Raw genomic sequence first — 17,322 nt, forward strand, 5'->3', positions numbered from 1 at the left:
TCCAAATGTAATTAATTGCTAAGCTATAAAGCAAAACCTACTTCTTTAATCCAAAAAACTTACAAAATCTAGACACAAAGGAATCCTTGTTGCCAGCGTCTACGGATCGCGCATCATCTGTAACATACGTCTTAGTCGAGTTAGCCTTTTTAACATAACCTTCTTGTTTAGCATTTAATACTTGGTTTTGTCTATAAAGATTCCCTAAAAGCTTGGTTGTGATGATCTCTATTTGCCTTGATGCTTCCGATCTAGGATAGTTTATCACAAGAGGCTTACTCTGCTTTACCGATAATACCATTTCCTCAGAATACGAAATACTTCCAAGTATTTCAAGATCGACGTTTAGTCTTGATTTAACCATTGGAACAAATAGTTCGTAAATTCTCTTTACCTCTTCAAACGTCCTAGCCATATTAATAAGCAAATATACTTTATGGTTATAGAGCTTGTTTGAAATAACTTTTATAAAGCTGTATGCGTCAGTTAAAGCTGTTGGATCTGGATTGGTAACAACAACTATATTATTTGACGCTATGGAAAAGTTTATGATGTTTTCCTGAATACCGGCTCCTACATCAATTATTAAAACGTCTGTATGAGACTCAAGCGTATCCAGAGATAAAAAGAGCTCCTCTTGTTTATAAGAAGGAAGATTTGCAGCGTCAGAAATACCAGATGCGCCTGGAATTAGTATTAAATCATTATCGTAGAAATATAATATATCCTCAAACGAGGCTTTATTATATAGGAAATCAGCCCAGTTCTTTTTAGGTTTTACCCCCAATATAATATTGGCATTTGCTAAACCAACATCGGCATCCAACAAAACAGTTTTTATCCCCTTCCTAGCAAAAGAGATTGCGATGTTTACGCTAAGCGCAGTTTTGCCCGTCCCACCTTTACCGCCTGCAAAAGAGATTGAAAGCTTATTTTTAAACGGTTGCCGGTTGGAATGAGAGTAAAGCGCATTGCTAAGTTTTTCCCTCAATCTTCTCAATTCTTGTGCTTGATCGCTCATACTTTATAGCCTTCAGCACAAAAATCCTTATATTTTGAGTTCAATTGATTTGAAAGAAATTCATCATTTGCCACCTCCAAATTATCTGGAACACTTTGTCCGGTGCCAAAAAGCGATATTGGCAAATTGTTTCTTATTGATAAGTCAATAATATGTCCAAGTGATATTACTTCATCGATTTTGGTCCATATGATGCTAACCGGTTTTAAAATTTTAAATTTGTTAATATACATATCCAATTCTTTAAATCTATAATTAGCGCAAAGAACCAAATGGTTCTCTGTCTTAATCTCAAGGGACAAAAAAGCTGAAACTTCTTTAAACTTATTGTCTTGAAGGGGAGAAAAACCCATAGTATCTATTAAAAAGATATCAAGTGAATTTTTTTCCTTTTTTATAACATCTTTTAATTCTTTAGGAGAATGAGCTACGAAAAATGGAAGGTCCATAATATCCGCATAAGCCTTCAATTGATCTAAGGCTGCTATCCTAAAGGTATCAAGGGTTATAAGGCATACCCTTTTCTTCATCAACAAAGACATACGAGCTGCTATCTTAGCAATTGTCGTAGTCTTTCCTACCCCTGTAGGTCCCAAAAAGGCCAAGGCAGTAGGATATGCCCTTTCATCAAAAAATGGATAAAAATTAAGACCTTTAAAGAAATATCTTGAACTAGCATCAAATTCACCACTGGTACTTATAAGAATCGAGCTTTCTTTAGTCGTTTCCTGGAAGTTATGAAATTTCAAAAACGGTATCTCAAGTTCTTCACTCTTATCAAGTCTTTTAATTTGAGATAATTCTTCTTGACTTTTCTTTAAAAAGTCTAACTCCCTTTTAAACTCCTCAATCTCCTTTGCCAGTTCATCCAGCCTTTTATTATCTTGATTAACTGTGGCCACTACCTCAACAGCTTCCTGTCTCTTCCAAATCATCCATCGTGGAGCAATGTTAATAGACCTCGAATAAAGTATAAGGGCATCGTCCCCTAAATCTTTCCTGATCATCAAGATCGCTTCGGGAATGCTTTTTGCCACGTATCTCTTTATATTCACAGCAATATTTCACCCATTAGCCTACAAGTATCTTCAAAGCTTGAAACGTCATCTGCATCTTGTTTTAAAAATTCTTCTATTTTTGATATCTTATCTATACTCTCGTCAATTTTCGAATTAGCCCCTTTTTGATAAGCCCCAATGTTAATAAGATCATATGCCTCCCTATATGAGGCTACTAGCTCTCTTATTTTGTAACTGATATTCAGATGATCCCTGCCTACAATAGAATTCATAAGCCTGCTTACACTCTGCGAGATGTCAATTGGCGGATAATGTCCCCTTTCTGCCAGATCTCTTGATAAAACTATGTGGCCATCAAGTATGCTTCTTGCGTGATCGGCTATTGGTTCTGCAAGGTCATCCCCTTCCACGAGAACAGTATATATACCCGTTATTGATCCTCTATCAGAAGTTCCTGCTCTTTCCAGGAGTCTTGCCATCATTGTAAAAACAGATGGCGGGTATCCTCTTGTAGTAGGCGGTTCACCAATAGACAAACCCAGCTCTCTTTGTGCCATACAAACTCTTGTCAGAGAATCCATAACCATAAGCACGTCCATGCCTAAATCCCTAAAATATTCCGCAATAACAGTGGCAGTAAATGCAGAAAGCACCCTTTGCGAAGGCGGGTTGTCTGAGGTGGACACTATCACAACAGACTTTGAAAGGCCATCTTCTCCCAAACTCTCTTCCAAAAATTCTCTTACCTCACGCCCTCTTTCTCCAACTAGAGCAATAATATTCACTTGAGCGTTACAAAATCTGGATATCATACCAAGAAGCGTAGTCTTTCCGATTCCAGAACCAGCAAAAATTCCCACTCTTTGCCCCTTGCCCAATGTCAGAAGACCGTCGATTGCCCTAATACCCGTTGATATTGGCTCCTTTATCCTCCCCCTCTTAAGCGGGTGTGGAGATCTGTTTTCAATAGATCTATACTCTGACAGATTATCTCTTTCTATATACTCAGCTGATAAAGGCCTTCCAAGACCATCTAGCACATGTCCTATAAGGTGTTTTCCAACCCATAATCCTAACTGCTTACCTGTCTTTTTAACTATTGAACCTGGCTCTATTCCCTCTATGGCATCAAAAGGTGTAAGAAAAACCTTGTTTGATGAAAACCCAATTACAAGACAGGGAATTTGATACCTTCCAGAATCAATATATACTATCTCACCAATTGAGACCTTTGGCCCATTTGATTCTATCACATAGCCGCTGATTTTATCGATTGTCCCATGCCAGGGGAGATAGTTGTAATCCTCTATGAAATCCTTTAGCAATTTAAGTTTTCTCACAACTACTCAAAGACCCTCTTTAATTCTTTTAGAAAATTATCTTCCAAAGATTTTATTCTCCCATCTAGAAAACCCAAATCCGTTTTAATTATAAAATCACCGCTCTTTAATGTATAGTCAACTTCAAGTGGCATTTCAAAATCTTCAAATTTATCAACATCGGCTCCCGAAACTCGTATTTTTATCTCGACATTAGGTGGAATTTCTCTCAAAAAGCTTCTTATTCGTTCTTTTAATAGATCTATGTCCTTTACTTTATTCGAGCGCAAGATCTGGCTTATTGATTTAACCACTATATTAAAAGCTTCTTCTTCAAGTCTGTTTTCTATTCTTTCAAGATATTCTTTATTTTCTCTATTAAGCCTTGACAGATTATCCTTTAGTATCTGTGCTCTCTCTTTTTCTCTCATCTCAGCCTCTTCTTCTGCCCTTTTAAGACCTTCCTTGTACCCCAATTCAAAACCATCCTTTTTTGCCTGTTCCTTTATCTTTTCGATTTCATCCATTGCCTGTTTTATTAGTTCTTGCTTGTCGAAAGTCTCCTCCTTTTCGCTAGTAACTTCAGGCAAGGCGTCGCTTTCTTCGCTCACAGGCTGTTGTCTTATTGGGACAACAAAGTACTCTCTCAGTAAGCACACATTCTTTAACACTCTAGTACTTTTTATTTTCATCTTTCAATACTCTCAGTAAACTGTTCATATCATTCTCTTTAAAAACAGAATTTTTCATCGAGTTCTTTATTTTGTCAACCAACTCACTTCTTAAGACCTTAATGTCCTTTGAAGCATCGATGCCAATTTTTACTACATCTCTATCAACAGAGACAATCGTCACCACTATACTGTCGCTTATAACAAAACTCTGTCCAACCTTTCTACTAATAACGAGCACTAAAGTCTCTCTCGTAATCAATAATATTTCCCGACAAGTCAGTAGAGCCAACTATCACTACATCAAGTGTTCTTAATAAATCTATCTCAAAATCAGTGTCAAGATAATTAACAGAACCATCATCCATCATCTTTGCAAAAACCTTTACAATTGGCCTTAGAGGATAAGAAATATTAATTGATTTTACGACTCCAATAAAATTATTTGACAAAATTACAGATGTGCCAGTCGGATAAATTATTATCTTCTTCGAAAAAACCTTAACTATATCCGGATCAAAAAGCCTTCCAGATTGAGACATAACGTATTCATATACCTCTCCAGGAAAAAGCGCCCTTCTGTATGGGGTATCTGATGTCATAGCTTCAAACACATCAATTACAGCGATTACCCTTGCAAGTTCAAATATCTCATCCCCCTTTAGCCCCGCAGGATATCCACTGCCATCAAATCTCTCGTGATGTTGCAACACTGCTTTTCTAACTGATGAAGAGAACTTATTTTTTACAAGAATAGAGTCTGCAAGTTTTGGATGTTGTTTAATAATTTCCATTTCCTCAGGGCTAAGCTTCCTCTTTTTATTCCTAATACTTTCATCTATGAACGCAAACCCTATATCGTGTAAAAATGCGGCTTTTGCGAGTTCTCTCAGTTTGTTTTCTGAATATCCAAGATTTATCCCCAATACAGAAGAGAATAACATTGTTCTTGCAAGATGCCTAAAAAGATAGTCAGATGTTACCATAAGGTCATCAATTACTATAGCAATGTTCTTTTTACTCAATATTTCATTTAAAACGGTTACAGCAAGGTGCTGAATCTTTTGAGGATCTAATTCTTGAGTTCTTTTTATCTTACCAAAAACTTCCTTTGAAGTTTTTACTATTTCAAGCTCGGTATTTTGGGATATAAGCTCTAGCCTTTCAACGTCTTCAAAACCTGGAGCCTCAACGTATACATAGTTAAAACCTAACTCCCTCAAGCGTCTTATAACTATACCTTTAAGCGGTATACCTGCCCCAATAAGAACCCGTCCTGCTTCATCAATTACTGGATAGGCTAATACATCACCTTCTTTAAGGTTTTCGACTCTAGTTCTTATCATTAGAATAAACTCCCAACGAAAATTTGAGCAAAAAGTTGCTCTTCGCTTTTATTCGCTATTATATCATATAGTTACAAGAGCATCTTATAGTAACGCGAGCATCTTGCTCGCGGAAAAACCCTACATAGTAACGCGAGCATCTTGCTCGCGGTATTTTTTGTTCTTAAAAGCTAATCAGCATGGGTGCTGGATACCCAATAGAAACTTTATTTAACTAAGTTTCTTGATCTAAAAGCTTTTTTCCCTTTTCGGGGACTAAATTTGTTTGAAGGTACTCCCTTTTCGAATCCTCATCAAATCTTAATTCTTTAAGATCTTTCTTGATTTTCTCAATTTCTTTATTCAATATTTCTATATTTTCCCCCTGAATCCTTTTTAATTCAGCAAGTATCTCTAAAGATTCTGGTTTAAATTGGCCAAATTTAGACTTTATATCGTCAAGCTCCCTAATAATTAGGCTTTTTTCCTTTACAACGTTGTCAATTTCAGCAAACTTCTTCTCTTTTAAAAGCTTTCTTTCCTGAAAGAGCAACTCTTTGAACTTTTTAAGGAGTTCTTCTTCACTCACTTTACTAAAAGCCCCATCTTTAAAAATGCCTCTTCCCAGCTCTCTTTTAAAGCTTTTACAAGACTAATTATATTATCTATTCTTTCAACAGAATTCTCTGCGTTCGCTAATGTTAACTCCTTTACGTAATAGAAGTATAAAGAGCTAAGAGAACCAACAATTTCCTTGTCTTGATTTTGATCAAGCATAGATATCAAAGTAAATATTATCATCTGAGCTTTCGAGATGCTTTTGCTTTTTGTAAAAAGATCTTTATTCTTAATAGATTCTTTAGCAATTTTCAAATTTTTAATAATGGCTTCATAGGACATAATGACAATTTTCCAAGGTGGCGATGTCTCTAATTCATTTGTTTTATAAACCTGTGAACCATAAGACACTATTTTTTCCTCCTTCAAGTAAAACTATGAAAAATTATATGGATGAACTTGATGAACTTGAACCAGAACTCGAACTTGAACTTGAACCAGAGCCAGATCCCGTTACAGAGCTTAAACCGCCTGCTGAAGATAGAGTACCTGATAGTGCACTTGTTCCTGAAAGCGAAGCTGTTTGATATCCTAGCCACATATTTTGCAAATCAAGAGTTGAAAGCGTAGCCTCCATTTGAGCAAACTGTTGAAGATAGAGGTTTCTTCTCTCTTGGACAAAGGCCGTTTGCTGATTTATCTGGTTTTGCAAAGCAGTATTAGTATTTGTAAGATTTGTGATTACAGAAGAAAGCTGACCAAATGGTTGAGTAATAGGAGTTAGAGCATCTAAAACTTGTTGAAATATTCCTTTATTCATAGTTACCTGAAAACTACCTGTAAAACCAGATGTAACGCTTATGCTCAAACCGTCAGCTGGCGTACCCGTTAAACCATTTATTACGTTACCCTGTCCGGTTACGCTCTGACCGTTTATGGTAGCAAGAACGTTTCCATTAGGATCCCAACCAGTAACGTTAACAGTGTATACTCCTCCTTTTGTTTGTGGCGCAAAACCTATTACAGTCGCATTGGGATTATTTGTTGTCCCTAAACCAACAATAGCATTTGCTACTGCCTGAGGATTTGTGCTAAATGCTTGGTCAAAGGTTGATGAATTAAAACTTAGTTGTCCCATAGTAGATGGATCGGTAGAAATTGTAATTCCTAAATCTGCAATTGAAGCTGGACTCCCTTGAGAAATATTTCCTGTAGCGGCAGAAGAGATAGCGTTTGTTAATTGGTTCATAAAGTTATTAAAGCTTGGATCTGAGAATAAAATGCCGGCTTGCTCTGTATTGGGATTATAAGAGGCATATTGGTTTCTAAAAGCTATTATGTTGTTGTAATCAGTAATGAAGTTATTTATCAAAGTTTTTGCATTCGAATCGTTATAACTTACATTTAAAGTTGATTGGCCAACTCCTACAAGGTTTATTGTAAGACCCGGAACAATATTATTAATATTATTAGAACTGCTGTCAATCGTAATAGGGTTCGTAGTGCCAAGTTGTACCTGAGCATCCTGAGCAGCAGTAAGAGTAGTACCATTGGTATAGTCAGTAGAGCTTGATGCCCCCGAGAAACTTACCACCGTTCCACCGTTTGTCACGTTATCCATAACAGTGAAGCCATTTGATACGCCTGTTTGATTAGAAGTCAGAATCAAAAAGGTGCCATTAGAATTACTTATAATATTTGCTGTAACAGGAGAACCAGATGCGCTGTTTATTGCATCAGCCAAGCCTTGAAGAGTGTTATTGGAAGAAGTAATGTTTATAGTAAGTGTAGAACCGTTATTTGACGTAATAGTAAAGGTACCTTGACCAATTACAGCGCTTGCCGATGAAAAGCTTTGAGATCTCGAACTCTGAGCTGTAGCAAGCTGGGTAACATTTAGAACATATGAACCCGGTTGTGTTGCTCCTGACGAAGTAGCCGTTAGGACACTGGTATTTGAGCTGGTAGCAGTAGCTGAAAGTACGTTGTTCTGATTTGCAAGAGAAGAGGCATCGCTTTGAAGCTTCGTTAAAAGGCCCTGAAAGTTATTCCAGGCTGATATCTTTGCTTGAAGCGTGTTCTGCTCTGCCTCCAATTGATTTAAGGTACCTGAGTCTTGTTGAGTCATAGCATTTACAAGAGCCGTTGTATCTATTCCTGATGCTAAACCAACTATTGATGCATTCCCAAGACTTACGTTATTCAAAAGCGAACTTGCGCTTGATGAAGAAGTAGGATTTACAGTCGACATTTTTCACACCTTCCTGTTTATTAGAGTTCCAGAACCATTTATAAAACTGGCTATCATATCAAGATATTTCTTCGGAGGAAACTCGCTTATAGTTTCGTTAGTTTCTGCATTATAGAATCTAATATAATAAGCTCCATTTATTTTTTCGTATACTTCGAATTTGCTCTTTATATTTTGGCTTTCAAGTTTAGCATTTAAACTTTCTATAATGCTCTTAAGAGTTTTTATGTTTACTTTATTGTTATTATTTTCTACACTTTGAATTTCATCACTTGTTGTATTACCAACTTTTGATATTCCAGATATGCCTGCTAAGCGAGAGTCAATTGCTAATTGAGATTGCTTAATAGCCAATAGTTCAGGCCGAATTAAAGCAGTCAGATTTGAATCACCTTTATTGCTAGCAATCACCTTTACCCTCCTTAAAGGCCTTTTTGTTATTTTTTGTATTTATTATTTAAATTTCTAAATTGTTTAAACACAAAAAATAACAAATGCCCGGGAGAGACCCCGGGCAAAAAATATTATTGCAAAAGGGTTAACAGAGCTGATGGGATCTGGTTTGCCTGTGAGAGCATTGCTATACCAGACTTCATTAATATTTGAAGTCTAGTAAAGTTAGTCATCTCAGCTGCCATATTCGTATCTTGAATTGCAGCATTAGAAGCCGAGAGATTTGTCTGCGCAATAGATAGGGAGTTAACGTTTGACTGCAATGTATTTGTCTGGAATGCACCAAGACTGGAAGCTATAACTGAAACCTCCGTGTTGGCAGCGTCTAATACCTGTATTGCATTCTGTGCACCAGAAAGCGTCTCGACGTTTACCTGTGATACGCTTTCTCCAAGTCCTGCACTAAATCCAAGCGCATCAGGCGTAAGATTGTTTATTACCATGCTAACTAACTGACCTGCATTTGCGCCTATTTGGAAGGTAGCAGCATTCTTTGAGAGAACTCCTACGTTTACGCCCAATGTAGTATTAAGCACTCCTTGTGCAGTAGTCCAGTTCGGATTTGCAGTACTCGCAAAAGATGCTGATAATTCGCCACTAGCAGCACTAGCTACAGCAACCGTTCCACTTGTACCTGTACCACTACCTGACTGAGTTACTGCAAGATTTGCATAAAAACCGTTAAATTTATTTGTCGAGGCAGTATCAGCTATTACAAACTGACCAGATGTACCGCTACTATTACCAGCAATATACTTAGCAGTAAGTAGATCGCCTGCACTTGCTACACCATTACCTATATTCACATACACTTTAAGATTCTGACCAGCTGTTGCAGTTAATCCTGCTGTTCCTACTGCACCACCGATTGCTGCACTAACACCACTACTTAACGTAACTGGAGATACCGAAAAGCTAAACTGACTCCCATATTGAACTGATCCTAAATCTACATTTCCGCTAGGACCAATAGCAGCAAATACTTGTGTCGTACCGCTAAATTGGTTAATTGCGTTTGCAATATCCGCTGCTGCCTGAGCACTTGTATCGGTACTTGCAATAGTTGCTGTAATAGCCTGCGTGTTTATAATATTGCCTGCCGAATCAAGGGTATTAATAGAAAATGTAACCGTTCCTCCAGCATTATTGGCAGAAGTAAGAGCACTCGTATTAAATGCGCCTGTCATGTAAGCCTGAGTGGCTTGCTGCGCAATTTGCATTGAAATATTACCAATGTAGTTAAGATTTGTAGCACTTGCGGCTACGCCCATTCCATTAATATCGTTTGGAGTGGTAATCTGCGCCTGATATCCAAAATTACCGTTTAATAGTTTGACATTACCAAAAGCTGTAGTTGCAGCAATATTTTTCAATGACTGAATTGCTGAGTTAATCTGATATTGATCGGCTTGTCTTGATGCCACATCGTTCACAGCTGTGTTTGATGCGCTTACTGCAAGAGTTCTCATTGACTGAATAAGGTTTGTAACCTCAGTCAAAGCACCAGCCGCAGTTTGGATCATATTTATACCGTCATTTGAATTCTGAATTGCCTGACCCAAACCCTTAATCTCAGCCTGAAGGGTATTTGAGATAGTTAAACCTGCGGGGTCATCTGCAGCACTGTTAATTCTCAAACCTGTTGATAGCTTCTCAAGGCTTGATGCCATCGCGTTACTTGTCTGAGACAAGTTAAAATTTGCCTGCATTGCAGACACATTAGTGTTAATATAAAGCGCCATCTTCTTTAAAACCTCCCTGTTTTAAATTTTCTCTTCCCTGCTAAATAAAACCTTACTTATTTAAATAACCTCTTTTTCACCTCCTTTAAGGTAGATTTCAAATTCTAAGAGGTATATCGGTAAAATCTTTAAAAAAATTTAATATTCAAAATCGTTAAGAGAAAAGTTTAAGGTAGGATTGAAGAACAAATCAGCATCGTTTACTATAAACCCCTTATATTTTGTGAGGATTCTTGAAAGTTCTTTACTCGTTAAATCCCTTTTTGCCTTATGAGAATCAGTTTCAACAGGAGTAATAGGTTCTTCAAAAGTTGCAATAAAGTAGGGCAATATAACTGTTCTCTTACCCATCTCAAGTAATTTTAAAGAAAACTCAAGCTGGGAAAATGGGATATCGTCAATAGGTCCTAAATTTAACAAAGTTTCCCTCTTCACAGCAAATATTTCCTTTATTGGAGAAATAAAATTGCTTGCCACAATCCCTCTTTTAGTAAGCCCTTCTTCATCAGCCCTGGAAAGATTCATTGCGTAAAAGGCTCTATTTTTGGATATTACTACTCCCGTACCGATTACCAGATTATTCTGGTGATATAAAGCCTTTAGAGAAGTAAGTCCTACGTCCTTTTTCGACAAATAGGAACACAGTCCAAAAATAGCCGATCTATCAATATTTCTTATAGTGCTCTTAACTACCAATATAGTTTCAGAATTTGACTCCTTTGACTTTTCAAATAATTCCTTGAAATTGGCAACTCTTGTTACTTTAAAATCCCTTGAAATCTCTTCTATAATCCTTTCATTAAATCTTTCCCCAACAAAAAACACCTCAATAGAATCCTTGGTCTTTTCAGGATGAATTATAAAATAGCCATCCTTTGATTCAATCTTCTCAAAATTAAATCCAATCCTTTCAAGGTGATTTTTTAAAGCAAGCCTTTCCTCTTCAATGTTCCTAGTTTTCTTAGTCCTTATTAGGTGCATTGGGATTCTAAAAGTTTTAGGGTTTCTTTCAGAAATTCTAAACAAGAGATCATAGTGGAAATCAGCTGATGTACTACAAAGTTTCTCTACTATCTCATCTTCTATCTCTTGGACATCTGACTCTAAGAGCTCATCAAATAAGCTATCCAGATCTGGCAGCTCTGAGATCATCTCCTCCAAAACCTCTATCAGGAGACTCTTTTCGACCACAAAAGTCTTGCCTATATAGTTATAGCTCTCTAAGAATTCGACTGAGAGTGTAGGCGTACAGATAGGTTCACCTTCAAGGATATAATCTACAGTAATTAGCTGAGGCGAATATTCCTTTGCTACTCCGTACACGTAAGACAAAAACCACGGATGAAACCTTGCATCCTTATCGGAAACTACAATATACTCTTCCTTTGATGATCTCAGAGCATCCAATAAAAATTGCAAATCGTGAAACTCAATTTCTTTAAATAGTCCAAACTGTTGTGTATTCAAAGTTTGATAGTACTCCTTTAAATCAGAGCCCTCCTCTTTTGGAACTGCTACAGCAATAAAATCAGGTTGATAATTGTCGCTGTAATACGGTGTCCTGATTTTCTTCCCCCTTTCAAAACTGCTCATCTCTAAGATTCTATCTTTATTTGTCAAGCCGTATTTATATATCCTTGTATCATAGTGATTAGGGGCATACCACTTGGTATGAATGTAAAAATCTGGTAGGATTTCAACTCTTGAAAAGAGCCTTTTTTGATCGTCCTTTTCCATTCCCAATCGATAGACATGAAGTTGTTGCGAAATTTTTTCGGAAAAGGCATAAATAACTTTACATTTTTTTGAAACTCCAGCCCATATGCTATCTCTTGCTTTAAGAAGACTTTCAATAAATGCGTACTCGCAGTTTTCATAATCTGCAGTTTTAATATCCTTTACCTTTTCAATAAAGCTTTTCTTACCCACAAGAAATTTGAACGGCAGCGCATTCATAACCTGAACTTCATCATCTGAAAAATTTGGTACTGATTCGGCAAGGAAATATCCAGGTGCAACAGGACCTTTTAAAGGATCCATCTCTTTAAAGGCAATTCCACAGGACAATATTTTACCGCTCATATCAATTAAGGTGGGGGAAATGATATCCAGTTCATTTTCTTCCAACTCTTTTATGAGCTTGATAAATATATCAAAATCAGATTTATCTGGTAGAAAAATTGGGGTAACAATAGCAAAGTGCTCTCCCTTTATATTTTTCTCAATAAAGGAGTAGACGTTTTCAATCTTTTCTGGCATTTTTAATATATTCAATTCAGCATTTAGATTTTTAGTAAATTCTTCTAGGATCTTTATTTCATCTTGGATTAAATTTTCATCTACGGGGTAAAAAAAGTAAAAGATGCTCAAAATTTCATCGCTCTTTAAGGTAAACCCTTTCTTTTCAAAAATTCTTTTTGGATGTAAGATATCCTCTTCATCAATACCTATCACCTGTGTAAGGTAAAATTTAGCCTTTTCTTTGTTCCATATGTGATTTTTTAGTACATCTTCTCGAGCATTTTTTGCTATGTTTGCTCTCAGATCCTCATTTTCAATAAGCATGCATATTGCATTAAACCACTCTTCCTTTCCTTTAGCCAGAATACCACACTTTCCATTTTCTACTTCAAGTTCATAGGGATCAAGTCTATCGTAAACTCCTGCAAGATTTGAACAACCATACTCATAATATTTCAGAGGAGACCTCGCTCTATTAAAAGGAAGATCAAGTATGGGAGCTACAGCAATTTGAAAGTCCGAATACTGAAAAGGATAGACGTCAAATGGAAGCCAGTGATGATATATCTTTTTGGTTTCATCAACCTTTAAGTTTATAAAGGTTTGTATGTCCCCTCCAATATGAATTAGCACATTTTCATACCTAAGTGCAATCTCTCCCAAGACTTCGCCAACTATGTCGAAATCTCCTACATGAGAAGAGGAACCAAACCAACATATGTTTATATTTTCAACGCCCAATTGCCTTGCAGGCTTGATCTTCAAAAATATATCAGGGTCAAGGTTATTTGGGCTAACTACAATATTATCATTAAAGTTTTTGTAAAATTCCTTTAAAAACTTGGTTGAAACGATAATCCTGTCCACAGTCATAAGCATATCCTCAAAAAAGTCAAGTGGCCTTTTCTTGTAATATTTATATCTGTTAAGCCAATAGTCTCTTGCAAGGTTAAAAGCTGGAACGTCATGATAAAAGTCATCGAACTCAAGTAAAAGTTTCTTTCTAAGTTTCTTTATATATCTAAACTCTTCTAATCTTTCAGGATACGGTGTCTTTTGAACTATTATAAAGTCATGTTCTTTCATTAAACTCTCGTTCATCTCATCGGTAACGTTAAACTCTACCAAGTCGGAAAAGTACCTCTCGACAAACTTAGATGGAAGCTTCATTCTGTAATAAGGACAACCCGAATGATCGCTTACAACACCTAAAATTTTTATCATACTTTTTGCTCCTCTTTAATTTTTTTTAAAACGCTTATCACATACTTTTTCTCCCCAAGGGATATGTTCTTTCTTTTTAAAATTTCTTTTGACCAAATAAGCATCATCTTCTTCCAAAAATCATATAGGTTGTTCTCTATACAGTATTCTCTTTCGTTTTCCAAAAACATAAGCAAGCTTATAAGCATCGCAGTATGATGCGAAGAAGAGGTATTGTGAGAATGGATCCTATAGCCTGCAACCGATTGATCAAAAAACTTAAACCTATATCTTTTTGAGAGCGTTATCCAAAGGGGCATATCTTCTACAAAAAAGGATTCATTAAATCCACCAACCTCCAAGATACACCTGGTTTTAGCAAGCCAGGATGCTGTTGGTAAATATCCTCTAAAAAGAGTCTTATATGTCCCAAACTCATCTTCATTTAGGTAATTAAAGTCATCCCTTCCAGAAGCAAGTGCAACTATTACCCTGTTTGACTCAACAGAACCCATTCTCATTAAAACAGTTTGTCCGTATTCGTTTATATAGGTCGCATCTCCAAAAACAATTGCATAGTTATCAGGCAATTTCTCAATTTCATTAACGAGCAATCTTATCTTTTCTGGAAAAAAGATATCATCTGAAGCTAAAAGAGAAAAGTATTTCCCTTCAGCCCACTTTAGGCACTTGTTTAATGTCTTTGTTATGCCATTATTTTTATCCGAGTTGATGTATTCAAATCTAACAAACCTACTTTTGCACTTATCTATCATCTCACATATCTTTTCATGCGTGTTGTCTTTCGAACAGTCATTTATAATAATAAGTTCAATGTTCTCATAATCTTGATCTATAACGCTTTTTATAGCTTGCTGCACATATTTTTCGTGATTGTAGGCAGGCATTGCCACAGTTACAAGAGATTTTTCCATGCAATTCTCCCCTTAAATATATCTTTGATGAAATAGTATAATCATTATATATATCGACACTCTAAAAGAAAATTTGAAAACATTTCACGAGCAAGATGCTCGTGTTACTATATTTCACGAGCAAGATGCTCGTGTTACTATATTTCGCGAGCAGGATGCTCGTGTTACTATAGCGTGTGGTATTATGGGAGGTTAGTAAGATTTTAAAAAATCCAAGAGGTATAGTATTCCTAGATAGGGATGGCACGATAAACGAAAGAATTATAGACGGATACGTCACAAATAAACTTGCCTTCAAGTTCATAAAAGATGCAAAAAGGGCAATAAAATTGCTCAATGATGAGGGTTTTATCACAGTTCTAATTACCAACCAAAGAGGCATAGCAAAAGGCTTGATGACCGAAAATGACCTTGAGGAGATTCACAGCTTTATGCAGAATGAACTTGCGCAATTAGGTGCTAAGATTGACATGATATTTTACTGCCCACACGATATCTTAGATAATTGTGATTGTAGGAAACCAAGAGCGGGTTTGATATTTAAAGCGCTAAATGAATTAGAGAGGGACGGGGTAAATATAAACGTGCCAAAGTACTTTATCGGAGACACCGATAGCGATATGCAAACAGCAAAAAATGCAGGTATTATAGGTCTAAAAATAGGGCTAGACAGTGAATTTAAAAATTTACTCGCCGCTGCTAGGTATCTAGTTAAAGGCTAATACCGGCTACTTGTACTGCTGCCAAAAAATTTTTTACCAAAAAACCCTCTAATTTTTCTACACACTCATTTATAGTCAAAATGTCGGTTCTAATTATGAGATCTGGGTCAACAGGCTTCTCATATACGTCATCAATACCTGTAAAACTTTTTATCTCACCATTTCTTGCTCTTTTGTACATTCCCTTTGTATCCCTTTTCTCGCAAACCTCAAGCCCTACATCAAGAAAGGCAACAACAAAGCCACTTCCTACGATCTCTTTTGCCCTAGCTCTTGCTTCAGAATAGGGCGCTACCATTGAAAGTATACAGCTTATACCCTCGTCCATAAGAGTTCTAGATCTTTTCGCTACTCTAACTATATTCTCTATCCTTGAATCCCTTGAAAAATCCAAATCTACACAAAAGGAGCTCCTAACTTTATCCCCATCAAAGAGTTCAACCCTTATGCCCTTTTGAATAAGGCTTTCATATAGCCTCTTTCCCAAAGTAGTCTTCCCTGAGCACGGAAGCCCTGTTAATAGTAAACAAAATGTCTCCTTCAAATTCATTCTCCTAAAATTGTGCCTTCAAGCAAAAAAATCACTTTTGATCGAGCAGATCGTCAATAATAGAGTCTTCTTTTGTGTAATTTGAATCATCAAAGGATTTTACAAAATCATCTCTCAGAAGGCTGCTCTTGTACAACAAAAAAGTTAGATAGCTCTCTGCCTTTTCTATGTCAGATTCTTCAAGATTATCAATAAGTCTCTTTAATTTTAGTCTCTTTTTATTAATTTTTACCATCTCCTCATCGAAGCGTTTTTGTAAACTTACTTCTTATTTAGAAATCTTTCGAGCTCGTTCTTATCAGATTCAAAGTATCTGGCAAGGTACCTTAAAGCCTTTCTAATCAGTTTATTTCTGGGATATACCCCATGAAACGTAAAATTGAAATCAGCTCCTAAATACGCCTTTACCTCAGGGTTTGTCCAACCTATTACAAACTTTTTAATCTTATTATCAATGCAATATTGAAGGTTGTCAAACCAGCTTACAAAATACACACTAAAATCAAGCGCTTGAGGATACTTAAATCCAGCAAACTTGTCTATTAAAATGTCTTCGCTTTGAAAACATATTTTATATCCTATTAATTCGCCTGTGGTCTTAGTATAGTATGAGAAGATCTTAGCCCCTAAGGTGTCACTCTGCAAAAGACCTTTGAAAAAATCAGGCGTTAGTTTATCAAAGTGAATGTAACTTTTATTGTAGACATTCTCATACATCTGATAATACTCAGCTGCCCTTACCTCATCAAAAGAATTTCCAGAATTCTCTATCTCAAGCTTCAAATCACTCTTTTTCTTTAATTTCCTCCTAAAATCATACCTTCTCTTTTGAGAAAACTTCATAAGATACTCATCAATGCTTTCAAAATCGATAAGCCTATAAGCCAAAGCCTGTCCAGTTAATATAATAAAACCCCTTTCTTTAAGGAATCTTATCAAACTTTCGGAGTATGCATTTTCTTTATCTGAAAGAAGCAAAGAATCTTTGGGTATATCCTTCACAATTAAGTATTCAGTATTCCAATTCTCAAATATAGAATCGACAAATTGCTTTTCGTCTATTTCTGGCAATACAAGATATTCTGTCACAGTAGTGCCCACAAAGGTAGCGTTTGGTTTGAAAAAGCGATTTAATCCTGGAATTTTTTCCAAAAAACCTAACTTCTTTGCAATAGATTCATCAGCGGTCGTAAGGATGTCAAAAATAGTTTCAAAGAGTATCAAGTCGTTATTTTTTCTAACGTTAAAATTATACGGTGGGAATCTCACAAATAATTCAATAAGTTCAGATGGTTCAAGTTGATTTAACATA

17 protein-coding genes are annotated in these 17,322 nt (G+C 36.2%); 1 reads left to right on the forward strand and 16 read right to left on the reverse strand.

What is annotated here, in order from left to right; translation table 11 throughout:
* Window positions 1-37: 37 nt before the first annotated feature.
* The 13 genes from ACWIUX_RS04435 to ACWIUX_RS04495 form a co-directional block, all read right to left on the reverse strand.
* A complete protein-coding gene (locus tag ACWIUX_RS04435; protein WP_448589518.1) occupies window positions 38-1,021 on the reverse strand; it encodes a MinD/ParA family ATP-binding protein in 984 nt (327 codons plus the stop codon).
* On the reverse strand, window positions 1,018-2,076 hold the full coding sequence (locus tag ACWIUX_RS04440) for an AAA family ATPase (RefSeq protein WP_448589519.1): 1,059 nt from the start codon (window positions 2,074-2,076) through the stop codon (window positions 1,018-1,020). The genes ACWIUX_RS04435 and ACWIUX_RS04440 overlap by 4 nt, the downstream gene beginning before the upstream one ends.
* Window positions 2,073-3,380 carry a FliI/YscN family ATPase gene (locus ACWIUX_RS04445; RefSeq protein ID WP_448589520.1) on the reverse strand — a complete coding sequence of 436 codons (1,308 nt, stop codon included), beginning with the start codon at window positions 3,378-3,380 and terminating at the stop codon, window positions 2,073-2,075. The genes ACWIUX_RS04440 and ACWIUX_RS04445 overlap by 4 nt, the downstream gene beginning before the upstream one ends.
* Before the next feature lie 2 nt (window positions 3,381-3,382).
* A complete protein-coding gene (locus ACWIUX_RS04450) occupies window positions 3,383-4,051 on the reverse strand; it encodes a FliH/SctL family protein (RefSeq protein ID WP_448589521.1) in 669 nt (222 codons plus the stop codon).
* Complete coding sequence (locus ACWIUX_RS04455) at window positions 4,032-4,271, reverse strand: carbon storage regulator (RefSeq protein WP_448589522.1); 240 nt, start codon at window positions 4,269-4,271, stop codon at window positions 4,032-4,034. The genes ACWIUX_RS04450 and ACWIUX_RS04455 overlap by 20 nt, the downstream gene beginning before the upstream one ends.
* Window positions 4,258-5,376, reverse strand: coding sequence for an HD-GYP domain-containing protein (locus ACWIUX_RS04460; RefSeq protein ID WP_448589523.1), 1,119 nt, complete (start codon window positions 5,374-5,376; stop codon window positions 4,258-4,260). Before ACWIUX_RS04460 ends, ACWIUX_RS04455 begins: the two co-directional genes overlap by 14 nt.
* Before the next feature lie 214 nt (window positions 5,377-5,590).
* Window positions 5,591-5,944 carry a hypothetical protein gene (locus ACWIUX_RS04465; RefSeq protein ID WP_448589524.1) on the reverse strand — a complete coding sequence of 118 codons (354 nt, stop codon included), beginning with the start codon at window positions 5,942-5,944 and terminating at the stop codon, window positions 5,591-5,593.
* Window positions 5,941-6,324, reverse strand: a complete 384-nt coding sequence (fliS, locus tag ACWIUX_RS04470; protein ID WP_448589525.1) for a flagellar export chaperone FliS — start codon at window positions 6,322-6,324, stop codon at window positions 5,941-5,943. Before fliS ends, ACWIUX_RS04465 begins: the two co-directional genes overlap by 4 nt.
* Window positions 6,325-6,358: 34 nt before the next feature.
* Window positions 6,359-8,164, reverse strand: coding sequence for a flagellar filament capping protein FliD (gene fliD / locus ACWIUX_RS04475; RefSeq protein ID WP_448589526.1), 1,806 nt, complete (start codon window positions 8,162-8,164; stop codon window positions 6,359-6,361).
* Window positions 8,165-8,167: 3 nt separating this feature from the next.
* A complete protein-coding gene (locus tag ACWIUX_RS04480; RefSeq protein ID WP_448589527.1) occupies window positions 8,168-8,575 on the reverse strand; it encodes a flagellar protein FlaG in 408 nt (135 codons plus the stop codon).
* Window positions 8,576-8,688: 113 nt separating this feature from the next.
* Window positions 8,689-10,359 (reverse strand): flagellin N-terminal helical domain-containing protein, encoded by a 1,671-nt coding sequence (locus ACWIUX_RS04485; protein WP_448589528.1) that lies wholly within the window; start codon window positions 10,357-10,359, stop codon window positions 8,689-8,691.
* A 138-nt stretch (window positions 10,360-10,497) separates the two neighbouring features.
* Window positions 10,498-13,824 carry a hypothetical protein gene (locus tag ACWIUX_RS04490; protein ID WP_448589529.1) on the reverse strand — a complete coding sequence of 1,109 codons (3,327 nt, stop codon included), beginning with the start codon at window positions 13,822-13,824 and terminating at the stop codon, window positions 10,498-10,500.
* The gene (locus tag ACWIUX_RS04495) at window positions 13,821-14,738 is read right to left on the reverse strand and encodes a glycosyltransferase family 2 protein (RefSeq protein ID WP_448589530.1); all 918 of its coding nucleotides are present in this window, start codon (window positions 14,736-14,738) and stop codon (window positions 13,821-13,823) included. The genes ACWIUX_RS04490 and ACWIUX_RS04495 overlap by 4 nt, the downstream gene beginning before the upstream one ends.
* A 176-nt stretch (window positions 14,739-14,914) precedes the next feature.
* On the opposite strand from ACWIUX_RS04495, the gene ACWIUX_RS04500 reads away from it, so the two are divergent.
* The gene (locus ACWIUX_RS04500) at window positions 14,915-15,460 is read left to right on the forward strand and encodes a D-glycero-alpha-D-manno-heptose-1,7-bisphosphate 7-phosphatase (RefSeq protein ID WP_448589531.1); all 546 of its coding nucleotides are present in this window, start codon (window positions 14,915-14,917) and stop codon (window positions 15,458-15,460) included.
* Here ACWIUX_RS04500 and cysC read toward each other — a convergent pair.
* The 3 genes from cysC to ACWIUX_RS04515 are packed head-to-tail and all read right to left on the reverse strand — an operon-like array spanning window position 15,450 to window position 17,321.
* Window positions 15,450-16,004 carry an adenylyl-sulfate kinase gene (cysC, locus tag ACWIUX_RS04505; RefSeq protein WP_448589532.1) on the reverse strand — a complete coding sequence of 185 codons (555 nt, stop codon included), beginning with the start codon at window positions 16,002-16,004 and terminating at the stop codon, window positions 15,450-15,452. The genes ACWIUX_RS04500 and cysC overlap by 11 nt on opposite strands.
* Before the next feature lie 37 nt (window positions 16,005-16,041).
* Window positions 16,042-16,245, reverse strand: a complete 204-nt coding sequence (locus ACWIUX_RS04510; RefSeq protein WP_448589533.1) for a hypothetical protein — start codon at window positions 16,243-16,245, stop codon at window positions 16,042-16,044.
* Between the two features lie 26 nt (window positions 16,246-16,271).
* Window positions 16,272-17,321: a GNAT family N-acetyltransferase gene (locus ACWIUX_RS04515; protein ID WP_448589534.1), complete on the reverse strand. Its 1,050-nt coding sequence runs from the start codon at window positions 17,319-17,321 to the stop codon at window positions 16,272-16,274.
* Window position 17,322: the final 1 nt, after the last annotated feature.

It is taken from the genome of Thermodesulfobium sp. (assembly GCF_053498235.1).